The organism is Mesorhizobium sp. B2-4-1, assembly GCF_006442185.1.
Taxonomy (GTDB): Bacteria; Pseudomonadota; Alphaproteobacteria; order Rhizobiales; family Rhizobiaceae; genus Mesorhizobium.
The window spans coordinates 497,953-523,512 of the sequence record NZ_VFVN01000003.1 but is presented as its reverse complement, the minus strand read 5'-3'; the positions used below and the strand labels follow the sequence as shown (position 1 = coordinate 523,512).

The following is a 25,560-nucleotide window of genomic DNA, read 5'->3' as shown; positions in this document are numbered from 1 at the left end:
ACAACCCTTGGCTCAGCTCTTGCTGGCCTTTTCCTTCGCTGCCGAAACGGTTTCGTCGGCGCGATGTTCGACGGTACGCTTGTCGTCGGCAACGTCGTCGTCGGCCATGCCCTTCTTGAAGCTCTTGATGCCCTTGGCCATGTCGCCCATCAGCTCGGGTATCTTGCCGCGGCCGAACACCAGAAGCACGATGACCAGCACGATCATCCAGTGCCAAATCGAAAATGAACCCATAGCAACTCTCTCTCGAATGGTTTCCCTGGCGATGATCTATGCGTTTTCGCGTTGGGATTCAAACACAACCGCGACAGAGTTTATGAAAGGGTGTCGGATGTCACGCATTTTCGGCGATGCGGTCCGCTACCAATCGGCGCATCTAGCCCGGGAAAGCCTCCAGGAACAGGGGCTTGTGGTCAATCTTCCGTGACGCGCGGCGTCAGCAGGCCGAGTTCCTCGAGATCGATATCGGTCAGCGGATCCTCGTCCTCGGTCAGCGCATCCGGATCGGCCGGCGGCTGCGGAATGGAGAAATTCGACGGCATGCGGCCCGAAAGCAGGCCGGCGCCCTTCAACTCCTCCATGCCGGGGAGATCGCGGATTTCCTCGAGCGCGAAATGGTCGAGGAAGGTTTCGGTGGTGCCATAGGTGACGGGACGGCCGGCCGTTTTGCGCCTGCCGCGCATGCGCACCCATTCCGTCTCCAAGAGCGTATCCAGCGTGCCTTTCGAGGTTTCGACGCCTCTGATGTCCTCGATCTCGGCGCGCGTCACCGGCTGGTGATAGGCGATGATCGCCAGCACTTCGAGCGCCGCGCGCGACAGCTTGCGCTGCTGGACGGTGTCGCGGCTCATCAGGAAGGCGAGATCGCCGGCGGTGCGAAACGCCCAGGCATCGCCGACCCGCACCAGGTTGACGCCGCGCCGCGCATAGATCTGCTGCAGCTCGGCCATCGCGAGCGCGATGTTGATGCCATCGGGAAGGCGCGCGGCCAACTGCTTTTCGCTGACGGGCTCGGCACTGGCGAAAACGATCGCCTCGGCCATGCGCACCGCTTCCGCCATATGCAGCCGCTCGGCGGGATTCTGCGCCGGATTCTGGGCCGGATTCTGAACCGAAGCCTGGTCGACCTCGCCCTCCTCCGGTTCGTTGTCCACCTTGAACGGGACAACCGAAGCGTTGGCGCGTTCGCTCATGATGCCACCTCGACTGCCTTGATTGCCGGTGCGCGGTGATCGCGCAGATAGATCGGCGCGAACACCTCGTCCTGCCGCACATCCATCTTGCCCTCACGCACCAGTTCCAGTGTCGCCGCGAACGAGCTGGCGATCGCGGTGCGCCGCTCTTCAGGGCTGGACAGATATTGGACGAGAAAACTGTCGAGCGCCGTCCAGTCCCGCAAGCTTCCGATCAGCCTGGTCAGGATGTCGCGGGCGTCCTTGAGCGACCAGACGCCGCGCCTGGCGATCGTGACATTGGTGATTGCCTGCTTCTGCCGCTGCTGGGCATAGGCGGTGAGCAGATCGTAGAGCGACGCCGAATAGGCATTGCGCTTCTCGATGATAACCATTTCCGGCATGCCGCGCGCGAACACGTCGCGGCCGAGCCGGTTCCGGTTGACCAGCCGCGCCGATGCATCGCGCATGGCTTCCAGCCGCTTGAGCCGGAATTGCAGCACCGCCGCCAGTTCCTCGCCGCTTTCGCCTTCCTCGCCCGGCTGCTTCGGAATCAAAAGCTTCGATTTGAGGAAGGCGAGCCACGCCGCCATCACCAGATAGTCCGCGGCGAGCTCAAGTCTCAGCGCCCTCGCTGTCTCGACGAAGGCCAAATACTGCTCGGCCAGCGCCAGGATGGAGATGCGCGCGAGATCGACCTTCTGGTTGCGGGCAAGATGCAGCAGAAGATCGAGCGGGCCTTCGAATCCTGCGACGTCGACGACCAGCGACGGATCGCCGGTCAGCCGGGTATCATCGCTTTCGGCCCACAGGCGGTCCATCGGTGCGGCCTTCCCGGCCTTGCTTTCCAATGCTTCCGCCACGTCCCGTTCTTCCCTCTGTCAGGCCACCGCATCGAAATAGGTGGCGAATTCGGCGCGTATCTCGGTTTCTTCAGCCGCGTCGCGTTTTTCTATATAGGTCATTGCCCGGTTTGCACGCTCAAGCGACTTGCCCTCAAGCCCTTTGGTTCGCGATGCGATGCCCGCCATCTCCTCGAAAACGCCGTTGCAGTGAAGGACCAGATCGCAGCCGGCCGCAAGGATCGAGGCCGCCTTTGTCGGGAAATCCCCAGAAAGTGCCTTCATCGAGGTGTCGTCGCTCATCAGCAGCCCATCGAAGCCGATCTCGCGGCGAATGATCTCGTCGATGACCTTGCCGGAGGTGGTTGCCGGGTTTTTCGGATCGATCGCGCTGTAGACGACATGCGCGGTCATGGCCATCGGCAGGTGGTTGAGTTCCCTGAACGGCGCAAAATCGTGCCGCTGCAGCTCGCTCATCGAAGCGTCGACGACAGGCAGTTCGAAATGCGTGTCCGCGAAAGCCCGGCCATGGCCGGGAATATGCTTCATGACCGGCAGCACGCCGCCAGACATCAGGCCTTGCGCCGCGGCGCGGCCGAGCTCGATGACCGGGCGCGGCTCCTTGCCATAGGCGCGCGCGCCGATGACGTCGCTCGCCCCTTCGATCGGCACGTCGAGCACCGGCAGGCAATCCGCCGTGATGCCGTAGCGCAGAAGGTCGAAAGCGTGCAGCCGCGCCATCAGCCAGGCGGCGCGGGCTCCGGCGTCATGGTCGTCGCGCCACAGCGCACCGAGCGCGCCGCCGGCTGGATAGTTCGGCGCCAGAGGCGGCCGCAGCCGCTGCACCCTGCCGCCCTCCTGGTCGATGAACACCAGCGCGTCCGGGCGTCCGATGCAGTCGCGCATCTCGGCGACCAGATCGCGGATCTGCTCGGTCTCGCTGATATTGCGGGCAAACAGGATGAAGGCCCACGGGCATTCATTGCGATAGAAACTGATTTCTTCGCGGGTGAGCGACTTCCCGGCACAGCCGAGGATCATGGATTTTGATTCGGTCATGCCGACGAGTCTAGAATCTTCCGCGGCCAAAGGGAATCACGTCGAAAAGTGCAAAAAGAAAACGGCGCGGCGTTGAGGCCGCGCCGGTTTTCAAACTGCTCTCCTCCGACACGGGAGGTGAATGACTACCTCGACACGAAGCAGTTGCCGCCGGCAGCCTTGTAGCTGGTGCACAGATTGATGGCATCGTTGCGCGACTGCGCGGGCACGCGGACGCGGTAGAAAGTCCCCTTGCCGGCGATCTCCGCCTTGACGATGTTGGCGGTGCGGCCGGAAAGCACGCCACCATAGCGACGCTGCAGATCCTGATAGGTCGACTGCGCGCTTTCGACCGTCGGCTGCGAGGCGATCTGCATCGACCACGAACCGCCGCCGGTCGAGGGCGCCGCGGGACTGATGGAGGCAACCTGATCGGGCTTGACCTCGCCGACCACGTCGACCGGCTGGTCGGACGGGCGCTGCGGCGCGACCGGGACCTTGGCCGGCGTGTTGGCCGACTGGGCCTTGGCTTCCGCCTTGGGCTCGGTCACCGGTTTCAGGGCTGGCTCATCGGCCGCCTGCGCGGCGTCCGGCGCCACCGTGCCGGTCTGGTCAGCATCAGCCTGAGCCGACGGCGCGACATGTTGCGGCGCCGGATCGACCGGCTCCACGGCAGCCACTTTCGGTGCGGCGGGCGCCGGATCCTCACGCGGCACCAGCGACCCGTCCGATTTGACCACCATGGTCCTAACCTTGCGCGGCGCCACGGCGACGACGTCGGGATTCGTTCCCTTGTCGGCATCCTGGAGGACCTGCGCGATGCGGTCCTCGGACTTGGCTGCGGGCGCGGCGTTATCGGCTGGCGCCGCAACGGCGGTTGGAGCATCGCCGCCGTCGCCGTCGGTCGCGTCGGCTGCGGTCTGGTCGGGCGAGAGATCGACGGCGCGAGCCGGATCTTTCGCCGCCACATCGACCGGTTCCTCGACATTGGTGACGAGCTTCTGCTGGACCGGCTCGGCGGGCTTGGCGCCCTTGGCGACCGCGTCATAGACCTTGTTGTCCTGGTTCGGCACCACGGCGCCGCCCGGGTTTTCCGGCTTGACCTTGATCGGTGCATTGTCCGCCTTGACCAGGACCGGGGCGTCACTGCCGCCCTGGCCGCCCGGAGACAGCGCGAAGGCGCCGAGGCCTCCGGTGACAACGACTGCACCGACAATGGCGGCGATGAGCAGGCCGCGCCTGCGCGGCGACCCGCCGGCCTCGCGTTCGGCGAGACCAGGAACCGACATCGCCTCGTCCAGCTCGGGATCGTAGTCGAGCTCGTCGACGGCAAAATCGTCGGCCTGTGAAACCGGCTGGCTGCCGGGCAAGTCGTCGACGTCGAAGCCATTGGTGGCGTCGGCATAACCCGCCGGCGCTGTCGCGCGGGCAGACATTTCCGCTGGCCGTGCCGCGTAGGTGCGCGCCTCGGGCTGATAGCCCGGCTTGAGCCCCTCATAGCCCGGCTTGAGAGCCTCATAGCCCTGTTCAAAGGCATCGTATCCCGACTTGAAGCCGGGATTGTAGGAGTCGTCGGCATAGGGCGCGCTGGCGTTTGCGGGAGCCGCAGCGACATCCACTGTATTCATCTCGGTCAGCAGATTGGAGAATTCGGCGTCGAGATCGTCGTAGCCGGGCGCGGCCGGCTCGTCCTCTTCGAAGTGCAATTCCGGAATGTCGAGATCATCCTGAAGCGCCACGACGCGCTCCGGCACATCGACGGTCTCGACGTCAGGCATCTCGTCATCGAACGCGGACTGCTCGCGCTGCGCGGCGGCCGGCGCCGCATAAGCGGCAGGCTCAGCCGCACGATAGGTCGGGATCGCGGCAGCCGGCGCCGCCATGGGGGCCGCCGAAGCCATCGGCTGGGCGGTAAAACTCGCCTGTTGCGGCTGCGGGACCGGCGTAACCCGGCTCCACGAGCGGGCCGGCTCGGGCGGAGTGGACTGCGTCGTCAGCCAATCGAGGGGATCGTCGCGGAAAGTTTCCGGCGCGGCGGAATCCGCGGCGAGATCTTCATCCCGGTCGATTCCTTCGGCCAGGTCGATGCTTGCGGCGAGTTCCGCTTCGAAATCATCGTCTTCAGAGACAGTGGCATGCGCGCCGAGGTCCTGGTCCTGAAGCTCATCGAGCATGAGATCGTCAAGATCGACGTCAGCGGTCGAGACCGCCTGATGCTGCTGCGTCGCCGCAGGTTCGTCCAGGTTCCAGTCGAGGTCACCGGCCGTCGGTTCTTCGTCGGGTTTCGCGGTCGCGGCGACAGGCTGCTGAACCGCGACCTCCTCCTTGGCCACCGGCGCCGGGCGCGCGCTCATGGCGCCCAACAGCGCGTTCAACTCGTCTTCAAGGCTACGCTCGACGGCGGCGGCATGCACCGGTTCGGCCATAGCCGGGGCGGCCGGATGAACGGGGGCAGCCACAGGCTCAGCGGCCGGCTCGTCCGTCGCTTCGGCAAGCGCGTCGTTGAAATCCTGCTCGAAAGCATCGTCCAGCGGCTCATCGGCGGCCAGGTCTGCCGCCTCGCCTTCCGCATCCGTCGCCTCGGCGAACACGTCCTCCATTTCGTGCGCATCTGCCGTCTCGGCGGTCACGTCATGCGCGTCAAGCGCATCCGTCTCCGCAGCCACGGGCGCATCGGTCGCGACCGAATGATCGGCAGCCAGATCGAAATCGATATCCGCCAGCCCGTCGTCGAAAGCCGTGGCGTCATCAAAGCGATCGCCAAAATCCTCTTCGGAAACCGCATGGTTCGCGTTCAGCGCCGCCTCGACGGGAGGCTCGACCGGAGCCGCGGCCGCTTCAGGCTGCTGCTCCGCCACGTGACCATCGAGCATCAGTTCGTCTTCGAGCGAAAGGGCAAAGCCATCGTCGAATTCATGGTCGACGGTAGGCTCCGCGACAGGCTCCGCCACTTCGGCGGCCAAGGCGGGCTCGGCCGCATCGGTCGCGTCATCAAGCCGGAAGTCCTGATCGAGCGATGCCGCAAGCTCGTCCGCCATGGGCAGATCGTCATCGAGCGGCGAAACGCCATCGAGAGAGCTGGCTACCGCATCGTCGAAATCCGTATCGAAAGCGGCATCGACGGTTGGCGCGGCCTCGGCAACAGCGTCGTCGGCACCATGCTCATCGTCGAGCTGCATGTCGTCGAACGCCATGGCGAGTTCGTCATCCATGCCGTCGGTAGCGGCGGCGTCGAACGCCGGCTCATCAACATCGGCGACCGTCGCGGCGTTGCCTTCGGCAAAGTCGAAGTCGCCCATCAATTCCTTTTCGAGATCGATGTCGAAATCGCCCTCCTGCGCCTGCTGATCAGCGGCGGCTTTCGGTTGGGCGGGCGCCTGTGGCTTGACCGGCTGGCGCGGGTCGAACCCCATGATCCTGGTCAGTTCCGCGAACGGATCATCGTTGGCGATGTCGTTGTTGTCGGCTATTCTCAGCTGGGTTCTGTCTGCCATTATTGTTCCCGAACTCGCACTCATTCGGACGCCATGGACGTCGCGCAGGGTTGGCCCTTACCAGCGCAATGTGGGCAAAAGGTGACAGGTTTTTTAGTCAAACCTAACGCATTTCGGTGGGCGCCGCGGCGCCGATCAGCGTCAGGCCGGACGTCAAGACATCCGAAACAGCCTGCACCAGCCCTAGTCTGGCATGCGTCAATTGTCGGTCGTTAACCTTAACAAAACGTAAGTCCGGATTATCGGTGCCGCGGTTCCAGTGCCCGTGGAAGCTTGAGGCCAGATCGTAGAGGTAGAATGCCAGCCGATGCGGCTCGAGCGCAAGTGCCGCCGACTCGATCAACCGTGGATATTCAGCGAGTTTCCGGATCAGGCCGATCTCGCCTTCGTCGGTCAGCAACGCCACGGCAGCCGCCAGGCTGTTGCGATCGAAATTCGCTTCGCCCAACTGTTCGCTCGCCTGCCGGAACACCGAATGGCAGCGCGCCGAAGCGTACTGCACATAGAACACCGGATTGTCCTTGGACTGTTCGGTCACCTTGGCGAAGTCGAAATCGAGCGGCGCATCGTTCTTGCGATAGAGCATCATAAAGCGGATGGGGTCGCGGCCGACTTCCTCCACCACTTCGCGCAGCGTCACGAAATCGCCGGACCGCTTGGACATGCGCACCGGCTCGCCATCGCGAAACAGCTTCACCAGGTTGCACAGAAGAACCGTGAGCTTCACCTCGTCGCCGGCGATCGCCCGCGCCAGCGCTTCCAGCCGCTTGACGTAGCCGCCATGGTCGGCGCCGAGCACGTAGATCAGCTCGACGAAGCCGCGATCGACCTTGTCCTTGAGATAGGCGACGTCGGCGGCGAAATAGGTGAACGAACCATCCGACTTGACCAGCGCCCGGTCCATGTCGTCGCCGACCGCCGTCGAACGGAACAGGGTCTGTTCGCGATCTTCCCAGTCGTCCGGCCTCTCGCCCTTGGGCGGCGGCAGCTTGCCTTTGTAGATATGGCCCTTCAGCGTCAGGTCGTTGATCGCCGAGCGGATCTTCCTGGCATTGTCGGCGTGCAGCGTGCGCTCGGAGAAGAACACGTCATGATGCACGTTGAGCAGCGCCAGATCCTCGCGGATCATCGCCATCATCGCGTCGATGGTGCGGTCCTTGACGATGGCGAGCGCCTCTTCGTCCGGCATCTGCAGCAAGGACCGGCCGAACTCCTTGGCCAGCGCCTGCCCGACCGGGACCAGATAGTCGCCTGGATAGAGCCCGGCCGGAATCTCGCCGACCTCGTCGCCAAGCGCCTCGCGATAACGCAGCATCACCGAGCGGCCGAGAACGTCGATCTGCGAGCCGGCGTCGTTGATGACATATTCCTTGGTCACGTCGTAACCGGCAAAGGCCATCAGATTGGCAAGCGCATCGCCAACGACGGCGCCACGGCAATGGCCGACATGCATTGGCCCCGTCGGGTTGGCCGATACATATTCGACATTGGCCTTCCTGCCGCCGCCGATGCTGGAGCGGCCGTAATTGCGGCCCTCGCCCAGAAGCGTCGTGAGATGTGCCTGCCAGAAACCGTCCTTGAGCCGCAAATTGACGAAGCCCGGGCCAGCAACCTCGGCGGCCGCGATATCCTTGTCGTCCCGCAGCGCGAGCGCCAGGCGCTCAGCCAGCGCCCGCGGGCTCTGGCCGGTGGGCTTGGCCAGCACCATCGCCGCATTGGTCGCGAGGTCGCCATGGCTGGCATCGCGCGGCGGCTCGACGGCGATGCGCGACAGGTCGGGCGAAACGCCGTCATTGTCTTTCAGATCAAGCGTCTCGACGGCTTTTATGATTCGCGCGGTGAAGTCGGCGAAGATGTTCATGGGTATGACTCTGGCGGCTTTGCAGGGAATCCGGCTTGTTGGCCGGCAAAATCGAGCCCGCCCTAGCTCAAATCCGGCGTATCGTCAAACAAACGCCGGTGTTCCTTCAGCGCGTAGGTGTCGGTCATCCCCGCCAGGAAGTCGGCCACGCTGCGCGCCTTGATGCGATCCTCGGCCCGGTCGAGCCCCTCGCGCCAGCCGTCCGGCATAGCGCGCGGGTCGGCGAAATAGACGTCGAACAGGTCCCTGACGATCCGCTCCGCATCGGCGCGCACCCGCATGACTTCCTTGTGCCGGTAGAGGTGCTTGTAGAGAAAGGCCTTCAGCTCTTTCTCGGCGACGGCCATTTCGGCGGAAAAGGTCACCATCGTCTCGCCCGCCGCCCTCACCGCATCGGCGCTCCGCGGCCCGGTGCGTTCCAGGTTGGCGGTGGTCGACCTGATCACGTCCTCGACCATGGCGGTGATCTGGCGCCGCATCAGCTCGTGGCCGGTGCGCACCTCGTCGAGATTGGGATAGCGCGCGCGCACCCCCTCCAGGATGGTCCCCGGCAGCGAGACGGCCTTCAGCATGTCCAGCGTCAGCAGCCCCGCCCTCAGGCCGTCGTCGATGTCGTGCGTGTTGTAGGCGATATCGTCGGCGATCGCAGCACACTGCGCCTCGATGCCGGCGAACCGGTCGAGTTCGAGGTCGTGCAGTTCCGAATAGTCGCGGATCGCCTGCGGCACCGGACCCTTCAGGCCCTTGCCGTTGGCATCGGTCAGCGGACCATTGTGCTTGACCAGGCCTTCCAACGTTTCCCAGGTCAGGTTCAGTCCGTCAAACTCGGCATAGCGCGCTTCCAGCCTTGTCACGATGCGCAGCGATTGCGCGTTGTGGTCGAAGCCGCCCCAATCAGCCATCTTCTCGTTGAGGGCGTCCTCGCCGGTGTGGCCGAAGGGCGTGTGGCCGAAATCATGCACCAGCGCCACCGCTTCAGCCAGATCCTCGTCGCCGCGCAGCGCCCGCGCCAGAGCGCGTGCGATCTGCGCCACCTCGATCGAATGGGTCAGCCGGGTGCGATAATGATCGCCTTCATGGGCGATGAAGACCTGCGTCTTGTGTTTCAGCCGGCGGAACGCGGTGGAATGGATGATGCGGTCGCGGTCGCGCTGGAACGGCGTACGGGTCGGGCTTTCGACCTCTTCGAACAGGCGCCCGCGCGAGCGCGCCGGATCGCTGGCATAGGCCGCGCGGGGCCTATAGCCAAATCCGATGTCGCCCAACTCGTTGGTCATGGTCGATGCCGCCTGACTTTGGCCGCCTGACTTTGGCCGCCAGACTATGGCCGGTTGACTTGGCCGGTTGACTTGGCCCTTCGCGCTTCATACCTATCATGTGAAACCGAAAGCAAGGTGACGCCCATGGGCGCGGATGCCAAGACCGCCATGAAAGTCGAGATGACCGATGCCGCCGCAAGGCGGATCGCCAAGATTGTGTCGGACGAGGCCGGCAAGACGGCGTTGCGCGTTTCCGTCGAAGGCGGCGGCTGCTCCGGCTTTTCCTACAAGTTCGATCTGGTCGACGCGCGCAACGACGACGATGTCGCCATCGAGAAGGACGGCGCCACGGTTCTGATCGATGATCTGTCGCTGGTCTATATGGGCGGGTCGGTGATTGATTTCGTCGACGACCTGATGGGCCAGTCGTTCCAGATCCGCAACCCGAATGCGGTCGCCTCCTGCGGCTGCGGCACAAGCTTCTCCATTTAGGAACAACATGCCTGCCATTGGCGCGGTTCGTCAGGTCGCGCTCTCGGCCGGGCGAGACCTCGACGCGACTCTGGCCTTCTGGTGCGACGTGCTCGGGATGAGCGTGCATGTGCGTTACGATCCGCCGGGCATCGCCTTCATCATGGCCGGCAGCGTGCGGCTGCTGTTCACCGACGGCATTCCGGCCGGAACCGTCTATCTCGACATATCAGGTCTCGAGGATTTCCACGCCGGCGCGAAAGCTGCGGGCGTTCCCTTCACCGCGCCTCCAACGCTTGTTCATCGCGACACCGAGGGCCAGTTCGGTCCGGCGGGGGAAAGCGAGTGGATGGCCTTTCTAAAGGATCCCGCAGGCAATACGATCGGCCTGGTCGAACGTCTTGCCCCGGAAGAACATTGAGGCCGCCATGAAGATCGTCACCTGGAACATCAACGGCATTCGCGCCCGCATCGGCAATCTCACCCATTGGCTGACCGAAAGCGCCCCCGACATCGTCTGCCTGCAGGAGATCAAGACGGTCGACGAGCAGTTCCCGCGCGCCGAGATCGAGGCGCTTGGCTACAATGTGGAAACCCACGGCCAGAAGGGTTTCAACGGCGTCGCCCTGCTGTCGAAATTGCGCTTCGACGAGGTCATCAGAGGTCTGCCCGGCGACGACGCCGACGAGCATGCGCGCTTCATCGAAGGCGTGTTCTCGACCGACAAGGGCGCATTGCGCGTCGCCTCGCTCTATCTGCCGAACGGCAATCCGATCGATGACGAGAGGAAATTCTCCTACAAGCTGTCCTGGATGGCACGGCTGGAGCGCTGGGCCGAGGAGCGGCTGAGGCTGGAGGAAGCCCTGGTGCTGGCCGGTGACTACAACGTCATTCCCGAACCTGTCGACGCGAAGTTCCCGGAGAACTGGCTGAATGATGCGCTCTTCCAGCCGCAGACGCGGCAGGCGTTCCGCAGGTTGAAAAATCTCGGCTTCACCGAAGCGGTGCGTTCGGTCACCGATGCGGGCGACACCTTCACCTTCTGGGACTACCAGGCCGGCGCCTGGCAGAAGAACAACGGCATCCGCATCGACCACCTGCTGCTGTCGCCCGAGGCCGCCAACCGGTTTTCATCGGCCTCGATCGAAAAGCATGTGCGCGCCTGGGAAAAACCGTCCGACCACGTGCCGGTGGCCATCGATCTCGATTTGCTGCCGGCCTGAGGGAGACCCCGGGCCCGCGCTGGACCTCGTATCGCCACAATCAGGCGCATGATGGGAGATCATCATGGCGGCTGGGGTTCCCATGACCATACGACTTGTCCTTTGTCCGATCGGCCTGGCATTCGCTGTCGCCGTCCCTGCGGCGGCTTTCGCCGCCGAGGAATGTCTTGCCAATGGAAAATCCTACCCGGTCGGCCAGGTCGCCTGTCTGACGATCGCCGACAAGAACTACCTCGCCCGCTGCGAGATGGTGCTCAACAACACCTCATGGACGAAAGTCGGGGACAGCTGCCCGCAAGACAGGCTGGCGCCGCACCGGCGGATGACGCCGATCTCGGCGCCGGCTCCCAGCATGGTGCCGGCGGAGCCGACCGAGAATTAATGTCTGATTAGCGATCTCCTCGTGGGGAGATCATCCTTACTGATCGGCGCTGTTGCCCTTGGTCAGGATGTCGTCAGCGAGCGAGATCGCTGTGCGGCGGTCGGCTTCGCCGGCGGCGGCAAAGGCCTCCTCCTGCATGCCGCGGATCCAGGGCTGGTCGGCGGGCGCCGCACGTTCGAGTGCTGCCGTCATCATCGCCAGGCCGCGCACGATCTTGCCGCTCTGGAACAACAGATGGCCAAGCGTCGCCTGCGCGCCGGCATGGCCTTTTTCGGCGGCGAGCTGGAACCAGCGCCCGGCCTGCTTGACGCTGGCCTTCACGCCGCCCTCGCCCTTCAGGAACATCTGCCCCATCTCGAACTGGGCATTCGGGTTGCGGTAGTTGGCGGCGGCGCGCATGTAATATTCCTGGGCCGCCACTTCGTTCTCGGTCACCGGGCTGCCGGGAATGCCCTTGCGCAAATAGTCGCCCAGCGCCACCAGCGCGTCGGAAACGTAGCTTTCTTCCGGTGAGCCGGGCTCGACGTCCTGATCGACGATCTCCGAAAAGAACTTAAACGCCTCGTAATCGTCGCGCGCCACGCCATCACCCTCGGCATACATGCGGGCAAGCTTCCAGGTAGCGCCGATCTGGCCGTTCTCGGCGGCGTATTTATAAGCCTCCGCGGCCTGTTCCTTGTGGCCGTTCTTGTAGGCGGAGAAGCCGAACTGGAACACCGCCCAGGGGCTCGACTGCGGCTTCACGCCGGTCTTGTCGTCGAACACCTTGTCGTCGAAGGCCATGGCCTGGCCGACGGCGCCAAAGATCGCTAACGCGACCAGTGCCGGAAGGACAGACGACCTCAACAACTCTGGTGTTGACTTCAACAACTCAGATGTCCGCATAGCAGTGTGTTTCTTTCGCACCGCCCGGATGGGTGACCGCGCCGTCGCGGGCGGAACCTACCGTCTGTGCGTATTTCCATATCGCGCCGGACTGATAGTCGGTTGTGCGCGCCTTCCAACTCTTTGCCCTCGCAGCCAGTTCCCTATCGGACAACGCCACATCGATCGTGCCGTTCACGGCATCGATGGAGATCACATCGCCGTCCCGGATGAGGCCAATCGGACCACCAACGGCGGCCTCGGGCCCGACATGGCCGATGCAGAAGCCGCGCGTCGCGCCCGAGAAACGGCCGTCTGTGATCAGCGCCACCTTGCCACCCATGCCCTGGCCGTAGAGTGCCGCCGTCGTCGACAGCATCTCGCGCATGCCAGGTCCGCCGCGCGGCCCTTCGTAGCGGATGACGAGAACTTCGCCTTCCCGGTAGTTGCGATGCGTCACCGCTTCGAAACATTCCTCTTCCGAATCGAAGCAGCGCGCCGGGCCGGAGAACTTCAACTCCGTCATGCCCGCGACCTTCACGATCGCGCCTTCCGGGGCAAGGTTTCCCTTCAAGCCCACGACACCGCCGGTTTGGGTAATAGGTCTGTCGGCCGGGCGGACCACATCCTGGTGTTCATTCCAGGCAATATGCTCCATATTTTCGGCCAAAGTGCGGCCAGTGACCGTCAGGCAATCGCCATGCAGGTAGCCGTGGTCGAGCAGCGTCTTCATCAACAGCGGAATGCCGCCGGCCTCGAACATGTCCTTGGCGACATATTTGCCGCCGGGCTTGAGGTCGGCGATGTATGGCGTCTTCTCGAAAATCCGGGCGACATCGAACAGGTCGAACTTGATGCCGGCCTCATGCGCTATGGCCGGCAAATGCAGCGCCGCATTGGTCGAGCCGCCGGTGGCCGAAACCACCGTCGCCGCGTTCTCCAGTGCTTTCAACGTGACGATGTCGCGCGGCCGGATGTTCCTGGCGATCAGTTCCATGATCTTCTCGCCGGAGGCGAAGTTGAAACGATCGCGCATTTCATAAGGCGCCGGCGCGCCGCAGGAATAGGGCAGTGCCAGACCGATCGCCTCGGCCACGGTCGCCATCGTGTTGGCGGTGAACTGGGCGCCGCAGGAGCCGGCCGAGGGACAGGCGGCCTGCTCGATTTCAAGCAGTTCGGCATCGCCGATCGTGCCGACCGAGTGCTGGCCGACCGCTTCGAACACATCCTGCACGGTGATCTGGCGGCCGCGGTAGCTGCCGGGCAGGATCGAGCCGCCATAGATGAAGATCGACGGCACGTTGAGCCGCACCATGGCCATCATCATGCCGGGCAGCGACTTGTCGCAGCCGGCGAGCCCGACCAGCGCGTCGTAGCAATGCCCGCGCATGGTGAGCTCCACCGAATCGGCGATGACCTCGCGCGACACCAGCGACGACTTCATGCCCTGGTGGCCCATGGCGATGCCGTCGGTGACGGTGATGGTGCAGAATTCGCGCGGCGTGCCGTTGGCGGCCGCGACGCCCTTCTTGACCACTTGCGCCTGGCGCATCAGCGAAATGTTGCAGGGCGCCGCTTCGTTCCAGCAGGAGGCGACGCCGACCAGCGGCTGTGCGATCTCGGCCGCCGACAGGCCCATGGCATAGAGATAGGAGCGATGCGGCGCACGCGCCGGACCGACGGTCACATAGCGGCTGGGGAGCTTAGCCTTGGAGATGACTTTGGCGTCCATACTCTTCCTTGCCCCACATCTTCCTCGCAAGAGGGCGGTGCGGCCTGCTCCCATCGCCGAGCCTTTTGGCGCGTGTCCCGAGACAAGATCGAGGTGCGCCGGGTTTATGGCGGGAAATGGGCAATTTCGTCGGCCTGACTTCTAGCGCAGGGGTTGTTCAGAAAGTGTTGCCAAAACATCACAACGACACGAGGCGGAGCTGGTGCGGTTTATCTGCAACGCAGCCCTGGGGCCGACAGGCTCGGCCACAGCCCCGGAACGAAAAAGGCCGGGCATTGCCCGGCCTTTCATTTGATTTTACAGAGACTTAGAACTTGATCTTCACACCACCAGAGATCGCCGTGATCAGATCATTCCCGAAATCATAGCTGGCATCCTCGCCTGCAACATAGCCGTTCTCACCAGCCAATGTCCCCGAGTGGCCGCTGGTCAAAACGCCGACCGCTCCAGCGAGCCGCACTTCGATGTTGGGCTGCGGCGTATAGGCGACGCCGCCGCCCAGGGTCCACGTATCGGTCTGCGCACCATAGCCATGCGAGGTGCCACGATCCCAGGTCAATTGACCGGCGGCACTCCATTGATCATTGAACTTGTGGCCGATACCACCTGAAACGGTCCAACCGTCACGATACATCAGGTCGAGCGACGTCACCTGACCCGGGCCGTTCGTGAAGCAAGCCGCCCCAGGCGCAATTGTTGGACAGATCGGAACGCTCTGCAGCACGCTCCAGTTGACCCACTTGATTGAGCCGAAGGCCAGCCAGTCAGGCGCAATACCGGACTGCAGTTTCAGTTCCAGCGAATCCGGCATCGACTCCTCTGCGCCATAGATCGGCCGAGAACCTCCAAGAATAGCTGGTAAGGTGAGTGTGCCCGAAATGTTGTCTAGCTTGACTTTCGAATTGTAGACCAAGCTGGCGCGGAGCGCGATATCAGGGATTTCGTAGGCAACGCCGGCGCGCCAGCCCCAACCGTTAGCCTCCAGATCGACACGACCAAGCAGCGGTTGTCCGAGGGGAGTAAAACCGACCAAGCTTTCCTTGAAGCCTGAAATGTCCTGATAGAACAACCCGCCGATAAAGCGGAGCTGGCCCTTGCCAGCATCAAACTTGTAGGAACAGGTGCCGGCGTAATTGTTGCTCTTGATATCGGTCTCGACGTTAGAAAGCGCTCCGTTCCACATACCTGGTGCGGTATGCGCGCCCCAAGGCTGCGAATAATCGACCATGCAGTCGACGCCCTGCACAACCTGGGCCTTCATTCCTATGCGCGGTACCCAATAGCCCTCGGCTCCGTCGGCCGAGGTACCAAGGCCGAGATTGGCTCCGCCGGGACCACGCGCATTCTCGTACTTACGGTCCGGCATCACATAGGTCGCTTCCGCGTCCGTCGCGAACGGCGCCGGATCAAACAGCAGGTCGATATCGTAGCCGCCACGTTCCAGGCCGCCGGCATGTGCCGAGCTCATTGCCGTCCCCAGCAAAGCCAGCGAAAAGCACCCTGCCCCCAGCAGTGCTTTCAAACGCAGATTGTTCATGGATGTCCTCCCCGAATAGTCAGTGCATCCAGCTAGAACCAATTCGGGTTAACGGTGCAACAACGAATTCTTGGGGCGTACATGTACATGTCCACCGGACGCATTCCGGACAAAATGCAGACCAGCGCAGCGAGGCAGAAAAACGGTTCGCCGGGCGTGTCTCACTCAGAAAAACGGGAGAAAATCGGCCAAAAAGGCCAAAAATAATCAGTTTTGAGCAGTCGAATGCCCCATTGTTACATTATGGCAACAATGGGGCGAAAACTTCCGTTTACGTCAACATTAACGCTACGGAATGCCAGTTTCGAGGCAAAAAGCCACCCCATTTTAGAGGGCCCTAAAGTCTCCCGAATCTGCCCTCAACCCGCTTCGCGAACCCTGGCCAGCGCCACCGAAAGCTTGCCCTGCGCCTCGCGGTATTCGGCCAGCTTTTCACGCTCGGCTTCCACGATCTCGGCCGGCGCGCTGGCGACGAATCTTTCGTTCGACAGCTTCTTGTGCAGGCGTGCGATCTCCTCGGTCACCTTGGCCAGTTCTTTCTGCAAGCGCGCGGCCTCGGCGGCGAGATCGATCAGGCTGCCGAGCGGCAGGCAGACCGTTGCCTCGTTGAGCACGATCTGCGCCGAGCCCTTGGGTGCGGCGTCAACCTGCGAGATGTCGCCGACGCGCGCCAGCCGCTTGATCGCGGCGGCGTGGCGCTCCAGCCGTTCGCGGGTAAGCGTGTTGGCTCCGATCACCATCAGCGGCGCGATGGCTGCCGGCGGCACGTTCATTTCCGAACGCACGGAACGAATGCCGGAGACGAGATCAACCAGCCAGTTGATGTCGGCGGCCGCTTCAGCGTCCTCGAAATCCGGCGACGGCCACGCGGCATGGCAAAGCAGCGAAGCGCGCTCCTTGCCCTCGCCCGCGGTCTGCGCCCAAAGTTCCTCGGTCATGAACGGCATCATCGGATGCAGGAGCTTGTAGATTTCGTCGAGCACGAAGGCGACGCAGGCGCGGCTTTCGGCCTTGGCCGCCTCGTCCGTGCCCATGAACACCGGCTTCAGCAGCTCCAGATACCAGTCGCAGAACAGGTTCCAGACGAAGCGGTAGGCCGCCCCCGCCGCCTCGTTGAAGCGATATGAGGTGATGCCGTCCGTGACCTCTCGCGCGGCGCGCGTCAGCTCGGTCAGGATCCAGCGGTTGACCGCCAGCTTGGCGTCGTTCAGCCAGAAATCGTCGTTGCGCGCGACTTCGTTCATCTCGGCGAAGCGCGTCGCGTTCCAAAGCTTGGTGCCGAAATTGCGGTAGCCGGCAATGCGCGCCGGGTCGAGCTTCACGTCACGCCCCTGCGCCGCCATCACCGTCAGCGTGAAGCGCAGCGCGTCGGCGCCATATTCGTCGATGAGGTCGAGCGGGTCGACGACATTGCCTTTCGACTTCGACATCTTCTGCCCGTTCTTGTCGCGCACCAGCGCGTGCATGTAGACGGTGTGGAACGGCTCCTCGTCCATGAAGTGCAGGCCCATCATCATCATGCGCGCGACCCAGAAGAAGATCAGGTCGAAGCCGGTCACCAGCACGTCGGTCTGGTAGTAGGTTTTCAGCTCCGGCGTCTCATCCGGCCAGCCCAGCGTCGAGAACGGCCACAGCGCCGAGGAAAACCAGGTATCGAGCACGTCCTCGTCACGGGTCAGGATTTCGCCCGGCTGGAAATTCTCGAGCTTGTCCTCGACCCAGGCCTTCCAGGGTCCTTCGAGCGCCAGATAATATTCGATCGCGGCACTCAGCGCCTCTTCCTCCGTCTTCTCGACGAAGACGCGCCCGTCCGGCCCATACCATGCCGGAATCTGGTGGCCCCACCAAAGCTGGCGCGAGATGCACCAGGGTTCAATGTTCTCCATCCACTGGAAGTACGTCTTTTCCCAATTCGCGGGTATGATCTTGGTACGCCCCTCGCGCACCGAGGCGATCGCCGGCTTGGCCAGTTCGGCGGCGTTTGCATACCACTGCTCGGTCAGGAACGGCTCGATCGGCACGCCGCCGCGATCACCATGCGGCACGGCGTGGCGATGCGGCTCGACCTTGTCGAGGAAGCCGCCTTCTTCCATCAATTCGACGATCCTCTTGCGCGCGACAAAGCGGTCAAGGCCGTTGAGTTCATCCCAGACGGCTTGGCGCTCCGGCGTCACCTCGAGCCCGGCGAGGAAATCCTCGTTGTCCCTGAGGTTTACCGCCGCCTCGACGGTGAGGATATTGATCGCCGGCAGCTTGTGGCGCTTGCCGACCTCGAAGTCGTTGAAGTCATGCGCCGGCGTTATCTTGACCGCGCCAGAGCCCTTCTCGGGGTCGGAATACTCATCCGCCACCACGGGAATCTTGCGGCCGACGATCGGCAGGACGACATTCTTGCCGACCAGGTGCCGGAAGCGCTCGTCGTCCGGATGCACGGCGACGGCCGTATCGCCCAGCATCGTCTCGGGGCGCGTCGTCGCCACGATGATGAAGGTCTTCGGGTTTTCCGGATCGAAGGCCACGCCTTCGACGGGATAGCGGAAGTGCCAGAGATTGCCGTTGACCTCCTGCTGCTCGACCTCGAGATCGGAGATCGCGGTGAGCAGCTTGGGATCCCAGTTCACAAGGCGCTTGTCCTTGTAGATCAGGCCTTCCTTGTAGAGCGTGACGAACACTTCGAGCACGGCCTTGGACAGGCCTTCGTCCATGGTGAAGCGTTCGCGCGACCAGTCGGCCGAGGCGCCGAGCCGCTTCAGCTGGTTGAGGATCGCGCCCCCGGATTCGGCTTTCCACTCCCACACTTTCTCGATGAACTGTTCACGGGTGAGGTCGCGGCGATGGATCTGCTTTTCCATCAACTGCCGCTCGACCACCATCTGCGTGGCGATGCCGGCATGGTCCATGCCCGGCTGCCACAGCACGTTCTTGCCGCGCATGCGCTCGAAGCGAACAAGAATATCCTGCAACGTGTTGTTGAGCGCGTGGCCCATATGCAGCGAGCCGGTGACGTTGGGCGGCGGGATGACGATGGTGAAGGCCTCGGCCCCCTCCTCGGCGCCGGCGCCGGCGCGAAACGCGTCGGCCTCTTCCCACACCTTGGCAATCTTCGGTTCGACGGTTTTGGCGTCGTAGGTCTTTTCAAGCATGGGAAAATGGTCCGCGCTGTCGGATTTTTGCTGGTCCGGTGTAAATCGGAAGGCTTTGACCGAGTCAACCGTAGGGGCCGCCTCGGCAACCGGCACAACAGAAAGAGGATCACCGTTCAGATAGTGTCTGTCCCGTATGCGACAATCCCTGGTGGCGTCGGCACTGTCACCGGCTCCAGCCGGAGAGGCATTGCACGCCTACGCCGCCCAATCCCAAATGCCAGCTCGGGTCGTACGAAACGAGGAATAGTGCGACGTCTCAGGACGCGCTGGAGTCCTCTGGTTTTTCTTTCAAAGCTTCGGCGAACTTGCGCATGAGCCGCACGAGTTCGTCGATGTCGTGTGCGTCCCAGCTTTCGAAAACGGCGCGAGCGTTTCTCTCTCGTGCTGCGTCGATCTTGTCGGTCATCGCCTTGCCCTTTGGCGTGACGACAGCCTCATTCACGCGGCGGTCTGTCTCGCTCTGCCGGCGCACGGCCAGGCCAAGGCTTTCGAGCTTCGCCACCTGACGGCTGACAGTGGTGTAATCGCGGCCAGCCCGGTCGGCGAGGTCCACTATCCCGATCGGCCCAAGCCGCTCTATCCCGACCAGCAGAGGAAACAGTGCGCGGTCGAGCGCAATTCCGGCCTCCTTTACCATCTGCTCATCGCGCTGAGGCCGGTTCATAAGGCTGGCAATCTCGATCAGCGCTCCGTGGAGTTCACGAATCTGATGACTCCCAATATGTGTATTTTTCACGTTTTTCATTGACGCCACTCCGACTCTCCATTATGTGCATTTTACACACAAGGAGATCGACATGACAAACGGTTTTACGGCAGATGTGCTCATCTGCGGCGCGGGAGCGGCTGGCCTGACGCTTGGGATCGAGCTTGCACGGCGCGGTATATCCTTCCAGCTCATTGAGAAGATGAGCGACCCCTTCCGTGGCTCGCGCGGCAAGGGCATCCAGCCGAGGACACAGGAGATTTTCGAAGATCTTGGCATTCTCGACAGGGTCGTTGCCGCAGGCGGCGTCTATCCGCCGATGCGCGTGTATGGCGATGACGGCAGCTATATCGAAAAGGACACCGGCGAGCGCCCCGATCCGACCCCGGCAGAGCCTTACGCCATCGCGCTAATGATTCCGCAATTCCTCACCGAGCGGATCATGCGAGAGCGGCTGGCAGAACTAGGCCATAGGGTCGAGTACGGATGTGAGTTGGTTGGGTTCGAGCAAGGTGAGAACGGTGTCATGGCACGTCTTGCGGGGCCGAATGGCGAGCAAACCGTTCGCGCACGCTATCTTGTCGGGGCGGACGGCGGGCACAGCTTCGTGCGCGGCGCGCTCGGCTTGAATTTCCCCGGCAAGACGCTGGGCGTGCGTGCGGTCGTGGCGGATGTGCTGTTGACCGGGCTGGACCGCGATGCGTGGCACCAGTTCAACGACGGTGACATGGAGCGAATGGTCGCGATTTGCCCGCTCGCCGGAACCGATCTCTTCCAGATTCAGGCACCCATTCTGCTGGACGGCGAAGTGGACCTCTCAGCAGAACAGCTGGGGCGCTTGATTAATGAGCGGACCGGCCGCGGCGACGTGCGGGTGGATTCGGTCGCCTGGGCGTCGGCCTACCTGATGAACGCCCGGCTTGCCGATCGCTACCGGGTCGATCGGGTATTCCTCGTTGGCGATGCAGCTCATATCCATCCGCCAACCGGCGGCCAGGGCCTGAACACCAGCGTGCAGGATGCCTATAATCTGGGCTGGAAACTTGCCGCCGTCCTCGACGGCGCGGATGATTGCCTGCTCGACACCTATGAGCAGGAACGACGTCCGGTCGCAGAATCGGTTCTCGGCCTTTCGACCCGGCTGCTCGACGCCCAGAAACAGGGTGGAATGCACCGCGGCCGCGAGGTGCGCCAGCTCAATATCGCCTATCCGGAATCGCCGCTCTCCAGGGAAATGGCCGAACGCGGCGGCGGCCCGCGTGCGGGGGACCGCGCGCCGGATGCCCAAATCAGCGGCGCGGCGGGGCAACCATGGCGACTGTTCCAATTGCTGCAAGGGCCGCATTGGACACTGCTTGTTCATCAAGCCGGGAGAGAGACGGTTGGGCCACTCAAGGGGCTGCATGTCCACCACATCGGCCCGCAAGGCGATGTCATCGATGCCTGGGGACACCTTCGCGATGCTTATGCACTGGCACCGGGCGAATGTGTGCTGATCCGGCCGGACGGATATATCGGTGTGATGGCGATTCTTGGTGCAGACCGAACCGCGAAACTCGAAACCTATTTGGCCCGCATGGGCCTAGTCCAACCCGGAGAAGACCCGAAATGACTGCCGAGATATGTTCGAGCAATAAGGTTGGCGGGCTCTATGCTTGGATCGGCCTATATGAAGCGTGGAGCGGCGTGGTCGTGGCAATCGCCATCATCGGAGCTATTATTGCGGCCACCGCCTCCCTCGACATGCCGATCCTGAGATTACCGTGCCTGCGCCAGGGTGAAGGCGCAGCGGTGTCCAACTAGCCACCTAAGGCGACCCGGGAAAATCATTACGCGCCGCGCGCCACGCGCTCGATCTCCTCGCGCACCAGGCGCTCGACCAGCGTTGGCAGGTTGTTGTCCAGCCAGTCCTGCAGCATCGGCCGCAGCATCTCCTCGGCCATCTCGTCGAATGTCTTCTTGCTGCGGCTGGCAAAGGCGTCGGAGAGTTCGCCAAAGGCCGCGGCGACCTGCCGGCCCGTATGCTCGGAAAGGATTGCCGGACGGGCCGCAGGCGTTTCATCCGCCGCCTTGCGCGCCTCGTCGGTGCTCGCCGGGGCGGCGATCGAAGGGGTCCGCTCGAACGCCGGCTCCGGCATCGGCTCGTCCACCGGCGCTTCGGGCTGAACAACCGGCTTGCGAATGCCTGGTATCGCCTTCGCCTGCTCGCCGACCGCCGCGATCTCGCGGCGCCAATCGGCGACGATGGCATCGCTTGCCGCGCCGGCCTCGGGCGTCGCGGGCCTGTCGGTCCTTTCGGCGGGCAGCGGCTCGGCGGCGATCCGGGCGCTCACCTCGGCAAGCGTCATCGACGCCCTTGGTGCCACGGGATCGGTTCGCTCCGGCGCTTCCATGCGCGCGACCGTTGGTTCGGCCGCCGATGTCTGTGCCTGCACCTCCGCCAGCGTGACCGGCTTCCTGACCTCGGGAGCGGCATGCAATTCGGCGCGGAACGCATCGACGTCGGGAGCGGCGCCCGCCGCCGGCTTCAGATCCTGCCGCAAGTCATCGGCATCGTCCGGCTGCTTGCGGCCGCTGTCGCTGTCCTCGATGATCCTCCTGATGGAAGCCAGTATCTCTTCCATGGAAGGTTCGCGCTGTGCGCTGCTTGCCGTTGCCATCGTCACATCCGCCGCCCTTGTGACCTGTTACAGACTTCCGCTCCGGTAAACGCCGGATTCGAATCATGGCGACAGCGTAACCGACGGAGCGCCGTACGAGAATCCCCATTCTGGGGACATGTGGGATTTCAACAGATTAGCGCAATTCGTCGAAAAGCATGTGACGGGTTGCCGGCGCAGTTGCGCAAACAATGAAGCGACCCGGCGTTTCGATCGAACGCCGGGTCGCTTCGAGAGAACTACTCGAATCTGTGGAGTTTAGCGGCCATCCGGCGTGCGCAGGCCGATCCACTTGTCCTTGACGGCATTGTAGTGCTCTTCAGGCCTGTACTTCGTCGCCTGCAGCGCAAGGCGCTCGGCCGAGAGGCGGCCGATCGCCGACAGGATGGCATAACTCGCCACCACAACGTCGTGCTCGGAATTTGCCTGGTTGATCTTGGCGGTGATGACGGTGGCCTGCGCGTTGAGCACATCCAGCGTGGTGCGCTGGCCGACATTGCGTTCCTCGATGACACCGTTCAGCGCCAGTTGAGCGGCGTCGATCACCTGCCTGTTGGCGGCGACGCTCTGCTGCGCGGCGGTGTATTGCGACCACGCCGAGGCGACGGCCTGGCGCACCTGGTCGCGGCTGACGTCGACCTGGATGCGGGCCTCGCCAAGCGATTCCTTGTTCTGTCGCACGACCGCCGAGGTGCGGCCGCCCGAATAGATCGGGATCGTCAGTGTCGCACCGATGTTGGCCGAGGTCGAACCGCCGTTGCTCCCCTGGAGGTCGGGATTGCGATGCAGATAATCCTCCGAAATGCCGGCCGATGCGGAAAGCTGCGGCAGCAATGCGCCCTCGGACGACTTCACCGAAAACGCGGCCGCATCGACCAGATGCTGGGTGGCGAGGATCGCCGGATGCTCGGCCGAGGCGATGGCTATCGCCGAATCGAGGCTCGGCGGCAGCAGCCTGGCCAATGGCGAGGCAGGCCTGAGCTTGCCCGGCTCGTCACCGACGATCTGGTGATAGCTCGCCGCACTTGCCAGCGCCTGCGCGCGGGCGGCGCTGAGCGACGCCACGGCGGAAGCGCGCGACGCATCGGCCTGCGCAACGTCGGTGCGCGTGCCTTCGCCGACCTCGAACCGCGAGCGCGCGGCGCGCGCCTGCTCGGTCAGGAACTGCAGATTCTGCTCCGTCAGCACCGCGATCTGCCGGTCGCGAATCACGTCCATATAGGCCGTGGCCGCGCTCAACAACGTGTTCTCCTCGGTGTTGCGCAGGCTTTCGACGGATGCCTTGACCCGCGATTCGGCTGCCGCCACATTGTTTCTCGTCTGGAAGCCGTCGAACAGGCTCTGGTTTATGACGATGGCCACACTGGCCGACCCCGTCTTGACGTTGGCGCCGCTGGCACGGGTATTCACATAATTCGTGTCGGCCGTCCCGGTGATGGTCGGGCGCCAGCCGGACTTGGCTATGGCCACGCTCTCGTCGGTGACGCGTACGCCGGCTCGTGAGGCATTCAGCGAGGAATTGTATTGATAGGCCTTTGCAAGCGCGCCGGAGATGGTTTCGGCCGAGGCGGCCAGCGGGGAAAGCGCGGTCGCCGAAACGAGGACGGCGGTGAAAAGTGACTTGCGTAGAGACGGCACCATTAAACCCTCATTCGTTTTCCATGGGAACCACGCCGCACCGGCTTCTCCTTAGAGAACCGGAGCGGCGTGTCAGAATGTTCCCTGTCGCTCGGCCCAAAGTGCCCCCATTGGGATCAGCAACGATTGTTCAAATGCAAGCGACCATGACAAAGCCTCTGCTGCAAGGCCAAATCATTCAGAATTCGAAAGCATGCTCACGTTCGAACCCGGGTAGTGGCTTAATTGCCGCATTAAATGCCCGTCTACCGGTTACAACCCCCCCTGCTTTGAAAAAAAGCCGCGCCACGCCAGAATTGCCCTGCCCTTCGACCGCGACGAGGCGGCCGCCTTCGGCGAGCTGGTCGAGCAGCGCCGCCGGCACTTTGCCGACGCTGCCGCCGACGAAGACGACATCGTAGGGCGCCTTGGCCGCATATCCCTGCGGCAGCGGGCCCTGGACCACGGTCACATTGCCGCAGCCCAGCGATGAGAGCACCGACTTTGCGGTTTCGGCCAGCGCCGAATCACTTTCAAGCGCCACCACGGAGCCCGCCAGTCGCGACAGGATGGCCGAGGCATAGCCGGTGCCGCAGCCGACATCGAGGACCGAATCAGCCTGACTGATCTCGGCCAGTTGCATCAGCTTGGCCAGCGGCGAAGGCTCCATCAGATATCGCGCGCCGCCGGGGCCGTCCGCGATGCGGATGTCTTCGTCGATGTAGGCGAGATTGCGCTGGCGTTCGTCGACGAAAAGCTCGCGGGGCACGGAAAGCATGGCGTCGAGCAGCGGCGTGCTGGTCACGTCGGTGGTGCGGATCTGGCCATCGACCATCTTGACGCGAAGCTCGGAGAAATCAGCGCTCATGTCCCAACCAATCCGCTTGCCGCGCCACATCGCGGTTCATTTAGACGGGAACGGCGAGCTCCCTGCGCTGACGCGCGGGAGCCCGGAGATTGGAGGCCTCGCCCGGAATCGAACCGGGGTGCAAGGATTTGCAGTCCTCTGCGTAACCACTCCGCCACGAGGCCTCGTTACTCCCGGCGTTCCACCCGGTTCCAATAGGTTGCGGCGAAAAAGCCGTCAAGCGGCGACAATGCATTCGCGACGGTTTCGCCTGCGCCAGTCCCCGCACCCCGCCCTAAATGCGAGACAGGGCGGTTCGAGCTGCGTTAGCAAGCCGTTAAGCATGGCGGATGATCGGGAGAAACTCCGCGCACCGGGCTGCGTTGAGGCCGAGGAGGACTGCGCCATGCAGCTGGCCAAACCGGACGAGTCGACCAACAACGCGGACAGCTCGCCGCTGCTGGGGTGCGAGGAGCTGGTGCGCTACGCCATGGATTGCCTCAAGATAGAAGGCACCGGCCGGCTTTCACCGCGCGACCGCGCGCGCCTTGCCTCGGCTTCCGCCGTCCTGAAGGAAATCAGCGAGGATCTGAGAGCAGGCCAGCAGGACGCCCCGGAGGAGGCGAGCACTGGAACGCAGGATAGCGCTGCGATTTGATTCGGGCCCCAAAGGCCGCCGCGACGAAGCCGGGCAAGGTCCCCGGCGTGG

At 63.4% G+C, this 25,560-nt stretch carries 22 protein-coding genes and 1 tRNA gene; 7 read left to right on the top strand and 16 right to left on the bottom strand.

What is annotated here, in order from left to right; translation table 11 throughout:
• Positions 1 to 12: 12 nt before the first annotated feature.
• The 7 genes from FJ949_RS11065 to FJ949_RS11035 form a co-directional block, all read right to left on the bottom strand.
• Complete coding sequence (locus FJ949_RS11065) at positions 13 to 234, bottom strand: twin-arginine translocase TatA/TatE family subunit (RefSeq protein ID WP_015317533.1); 222 nt, start codon at positions 232 to 234, stop codon at positions 13 to 15.
• Between the two features lie 179 nt (positions 235 to 413).
• Positions 414 to 1,193, bottom strand: a complete 780-nt coding sequence (gene scpB, locus FJ949_RS11060) for an SMC-Scp complex subunit ScpB (RefSeq protein WP_140495764.1) — start codon at positions 1,191 to 1,193, stop codon at positions 414 to 416.
• Complete coding sequence (locus tag FJ949_RS11055) at positions 1,190 to 1,993, bottom strand: ScpA family protein (RefSeq protein WP_140495879.1); 804 nt, start codon at positions 1,991 to 1,993, stop codon at positions 1,190 to 1,192. The genes scpB and FJ949_RS11055 overlap by 4 nt, the downstream gene beginning before the upstream one ends.
• A gap of 60 nt (positions 1,994 to 2,053) precedes the next feature.
• The gene (gene nagZ / locus FJ949_RS11050) at positions 2,054 to 3,073 is read right to left on the bottom strand and encodes a beta-N-acetylhexosaminidase (protein WP_140495763.1); all 1,020 of its coding nucleotides are present in this window, start codon (positions 3,071 to 3,073) and stop codon (positions 2,054 to 2,056) included.
• Between the two features lie 125 nt (positions 3,074 to 3,198).
• The gene (locus FJ949_RS11045; protein WP_140495762.1) at positions 3,199 to 6,546 is read right to left on the bottom strand and encodes an SPOR domain-containing protein; all 3,348 of its coding nucleotides are present in this window, start codon (positions 6,544 to 6,546) and stop codon (positions 3,199 to 3,201) included.
• Positions 6,547 to 6,649: 103 nt separating this feature from the next.
• Positions 6,650 to 8,407 (bottom strand): arginine--tRNA ligase, encoded by a 1,758-nt coding sequence (argS, locus tag FJ949_RS11040; protein ID WP_140495761.1) that lies wholly within the window; start codon positions 8,405 to 8,407, stop codon positions 6,650 to 6,652.
• Between the two features lie 62 nt (positions 8,408 to 8,469).
• Entirely contained in the window at positions 8,470 to 9,684 is a 1,215-nt protein-coding gene (locus tag FJ949_RS11035) for a deoxyguanosinetriphosphate triphosphohydrolase (RefSeq protein ID WP_140495760.1), read from the bottom strand.
• A gap of 126 nt (positions 9,685 to 9,810) precedes the next feature.
• On the opposite strand from FJ949_RS11035, the gene erpA reads away from it, so the two are divergent.
• The 4 genes from erpA (at position 9,811) to FJ949_RS11015 (ending at position 11,742) form a co-directional block, all read left to right on the top strand.
• On the top strand, positions 9,811 to 10,158 hold the full coding sequence (erpA, locus tag FJ949_RS11030; protein WP_140495759.1) for an iron-sulfur cluster insertion protein ErpA: 348 nt from the start codon (positions 9,811 to 9,813) through the stop codon (positions 10,156 to 10,158).
• A gap of 7 nt (positions 10,159 to 10,165) precedes the next feature.
• Positions 10,166 to 10,558 carry a VOC family protein gene (locus FJ949_RS11025; protein ID WP_140495758.1) on the top strand — a complete coding sequence of 131 codons (393 nt, stop codon included), beginning with the start codon at positions 10,166 to 10,168 and terminating at the stop codon, positions 10,556 to 10,558.
• Positions 10,559 to 10,565: 7 nt separating this feature from the next.
• Positions 10,566 to 11,360 (top strand): exodeoxyribonuclease III, encoded by a 795-nt coding sequence (gene xth / locus FJ949_RS11020; RefSeq protein ID WP_140495757.1) that lies wholly within the window; start codon positions 10,566 to 10,568, stop codon positions 11,358 to 11,360.
• A gap of 64 nt (positions 11,361 to 11,424) precedes the next feature.
• The gene (locus FJ949_RS11015) at positions 11,425 to 11,742 is read left to right on the top strand and encodes a hypothetical protein (RefSeq protein WP_140495756.1); all 318 of its coding nucleotides are present in this window, start codon (positions 11,425 to 11,427) and stop codon (positions 11,740 to 11,742) included.
• Positions 11,743 to 11,778: 36 nt separating this feature from the next.
• On the opposite strand, the gene FJ949_RS11010 is transcribed toward FJ949_RS11015, so the two are convergent.
• From FJ949_RS11010 to FJ949_RS10990, 5 genes are all read right to left on the bottom strand, one after another.
• Positions 11,779 to 12,627, bottom strand: coding sequence for a tetratricopeptide repeat protein (locus FJ949_RS11010; protein WP_140495755.1), 849 nt, complete (start codon positions 12,625 to 12,627; stop codon positions 11,779 to 11,781).
• Positions 12,614 to 14,338: a dihydroxy-acid dehydratase gene (gene ilvD / locus FJ949_RS11005; RefSeq protein ID WP_140495754.1), complete on the bottom strand. Its 1,725-nt coding sequence runs from the start codon at positions 14,336 to 14,338 to the stop codon at positions 12,614 to 12,616. Before ilvD ends, FJ949_RS11010 begins: the two co-directional genes overlap by 14 nt.
• Before the next feature lie 307 nt (positions 14,339 to 14,645).
• The gene (locus tag FJ949_RS11000; protein ID WP_140495753.1) at positions 14,646 to 15,875 is read right to left on the bottom strand and encodes an OmpP1/FadL family transporter; all 1,230 of its coding nucleotides are present in this window, start codon (positions 15,873 to 15,875) and stop codon (positions 14,646 to 14,648) included.
• 359 nt (positions 15,876 to 16,234) lie between these two features.
• Positions 16,235 to 19,018 (bottom strand): valine--tRNA ligase, encoded by a 2,784-nt coding sequence (locus FJ949_RS10995; RefSeq protein ID WP_140495752.1) that lies wholly within the window; start codon positions 19,016 to 19,018, stop codon positions 16,235 to 16,237.
• A gap of 259 nt (positions 19,019 to 19,277) precedes the next feature.
• Entirely contained in the window at positions 19,278 to 19,775 is a 498-nt protein-coding gene (locus FJ949_RS10990; protein WP_140495751.1) for a MarR family winged helix-turn-helix transcriptional regulator, read from the bottom strand.
• Between the two features lie 43 nt (positions 19,776 to 19,818).
• Between FJ949_RS10990 and FJ949_RS10985 the strand changes: the two genes are divergently transcribed.
• Positions 19,819 to 21,339, top strand: coding sequence for an FAD-dependent oxidoreductase (locus tag FJ949_RS10985; RefSeq protein ID WP_140495750.1), 1,521 nt, complete (start codon positions 19,819 to 19,821; stop codon positions 21,337 to 21,339).
• Positions 21,336 to 21,530, top strand: coding sequence for a hypothetical protein (locus FJ949_RS10980; RefSeq protein ID WP_140495749.1), 195 nt, complete (start codon positions 21,336 to 21,338; stop codon positions 21,528 to 21,530). The genes FJ949_RS10985 and FJ949_RS10980 overlap by 4 nt, the downstream gene beginning before the upstream one ends.
• Positions 21,531 to 21,556: 26 nt before the next feature.
• Here the strand turns inward: FJ949_RS10980 and FJ949_RS10975 are convergent, their stop codons facing one another.
• From FJ949_RS10975 to FJ949_RS10960, 4 genes are all read right to left on the bottom strand, one after another.
• Positions 21,557 to 22,387 (bottom strand): PopZ family protein, encoded by an 831-nt coding sequence (locus tag FJ949_RS10975; protein ID WP_140495748.1) that lies wholly within the window; start codon positions 22,385 to 22,387, stop codon positions 21,557 to 21,559.
• A gap of 258 nt (positions 22,388 to 22,645) precedes the next feature.
• Entirely contained in the window at positions 22,646 to 24,025 is a 1,380-nt protein-coding gene (locus FJ949_RS10970) for a TolC family outer membrane protein (RefSeq protein WP_140495878.1), read from the bottom strand.
• Positions 24,026 to 24,203: 178 nt separating this feature from the next.
• Positions 24,204 to 24,872, bottom strand: coding sequence for a protein-L-isoaspartate O-methyltransferase (locus FJ949_RS10965; protein ID WP_140495747.1), 669 nt, complete (start codon positions 24,870 to 24,872; stop codon positions 24,204 to 24,206).
• 90 nt (positions 24,873 to 24,962) lie between these two features.
• A tRNA-Cys gene (locus FJ949_RS10960) sits at positions 24,963 to 25,036 on the bottom strand.
• Positions 25,037 to 25,257: 221 nt separating this feature from the next.
• Between FJ949_RS10960 and FJ949_RS10955 the strand changes: the two genes are divergently transcribed.
• The gene (locus FJ949_RS10955; protein ID WP_140495746.1) at positions 25,258 to 25,509 is read left to right on the top strand and encodes a hypothetical protein; all 252 of its coding nucleotides are present in this window, start codon (positions 25,258 to 25,260) and stop codon (positions 25,507 to 25,509) included.
• Positions 25,510 to 25,560 lie beyond the last annotated feature (51 nt).

What these genes read in the sequence shown, in the direction of transcription:
- FJ949_RS10985 (WP_140495750.1), top strand. Translation starts at nt 19,819, where the DNA reads ATGACAAACGGTTTTACGGCAGATGTGCTCATCTGCGGCGCGGGAGCG.
- FJ949_RS10980 (WP_140495749.1), top strand. Translation starts at nt 21,336, where the DNA reads ATGACTGCCGAGATATGTTCGAGCAATAAGGTTGGCGGGCTCTATGCT.
- scpB (WP_140495764.1), bottom strand. Translation starts at nt 1,193, where the DNA reads ATGAGCGAACGCGCCAACGCTTCGGTTGTCCCGTTCAAGGTGGACAAC.
- erpA (WP_140495759.1), top strand. Translation starts at nt 9,811, where the DNA reads ATGGGCGCGGATGCCAAGACCGCCATGAAAGTCGAGATGACCGATGCC.
- FJ949_RS10995 (WP_140495752.1), bottom strand. Translation starts at nt 19,018, where the DNA reads ATGCTTGAAAAGACCTACGACGCCAAAACCGTCGAACCGAAGATTGCC.
- argS (WP_140495761.1), bottom strand. Translation starts at nt 8,407, where the DNA reads ATGAACATCTTCGCCGACTTCACCGCGCGAATCATAAAAGCCGTCGAG.
- FJ949_RS11000 (WP_140495753.1), bottom strand. Translation starts at nt 15,875, where the DNA reads ATGAACAATCTGCGTTTGAAAGCACTGCTGGGGGCAGGGTGCTTTTCG.
- FJ949_RS10965 (WP_140495747.1), bottom strand. Translation starts at nt 24,872, where the DNA reads ATGAGCGCTGATTTCTCCGAGCTTCGCGTCAAGATGGTCGATGGCCAG.
- FJ949_RS10955 (WP_140495746.1), top strand. Translation starts at nt 25,258, where the DNA reads ATGCAGCTGGCCAAACCGGACGAGTCGACCAACAACGCGGACAGCTCG.
- FJ949_RS11055 (WP_140495879.1), bottom strand. Translation starts at nt 1,993, where the DNA reads ATGGACCGCCTGTGGGCCGAAAGCGATGATACCCGGCTGACCGGCGAT.
- FJ949_RS11025 (WP_140495758.1), top strand. Translation starts at nt 10,166, where the DNA reads ATGCCTGCCATTGGCGCGGTTCGTCAGGTCGCGCTCTCGGCCGGGCGA.
- nagZ (WP_140495763.1), bottom strand. Translation starts at nt 3,073, where the DNA reads ATGACCGAATCAAAATCCATGATCCTCGGCTGTGCCGGGAAGTCGCTC.
- FJ949_RS11065 (WP_015317533.1), bottom strand. Translation starts at nt 234, where the DNA reads ATGGGTTCATTTTCGATTTGGCACTGGATGATCGTGCTGGTCATCGTG.
- xth (WP_140495757.1), top strand. Translation starts at nt 10,566, where the DNA reads ATGAAGATCGTCACCTGGAACATCAACGGCATTCGCGCCCGCATCGGC.
- FJ949_RS11035 (WP_140495760.1), bottom strand. Translation starts at nt 9,684, where the DNA reads ATGACCAACGAGTTGGGCGACATCGGATTTGGCTATAGGCCCCGCGCG.
- FJ949_RS11045 (WP_140495762.1), bottom strand. Translation starts at nt 6,546, where the DNA reads ATGGCAGACAGAACCCAGCTGAGAATAGCCGACAACAACGACATCGCC.
- FJ949_RS11010 (WP_140495755.1), bottom strand. Translation starts at nt 12,627, where the DNA reads ATGCGGACATCTGAGTTGTTGAAGTCAACACCAGAGTTGTTGAGGTCG.
- FJ949_RS10975 (WP_140495748.1), bottom strand. Translation starts at nt 22,387, where the DNA reads ATGGCAACGGCAAGCAGCGCACAGCGCGAACCTTCCATGGAAGAGATA.
- FJ949_RS11015 (WP_140495756.1), top strand. Translation starts at nt 11,425, where the DNA reads ATGGCGGCTGGGGTTCCCATGACCATACGACTTGTCCTTTGTCCGATC.
- ilvD (WP_140495754.1), bottom strand. Translation starts at nt 14,338, where the DNA reads ATGGACGCCAAAGTCATCTCCAAGGCTAAGCTCCCCAGCCGCTATGTG.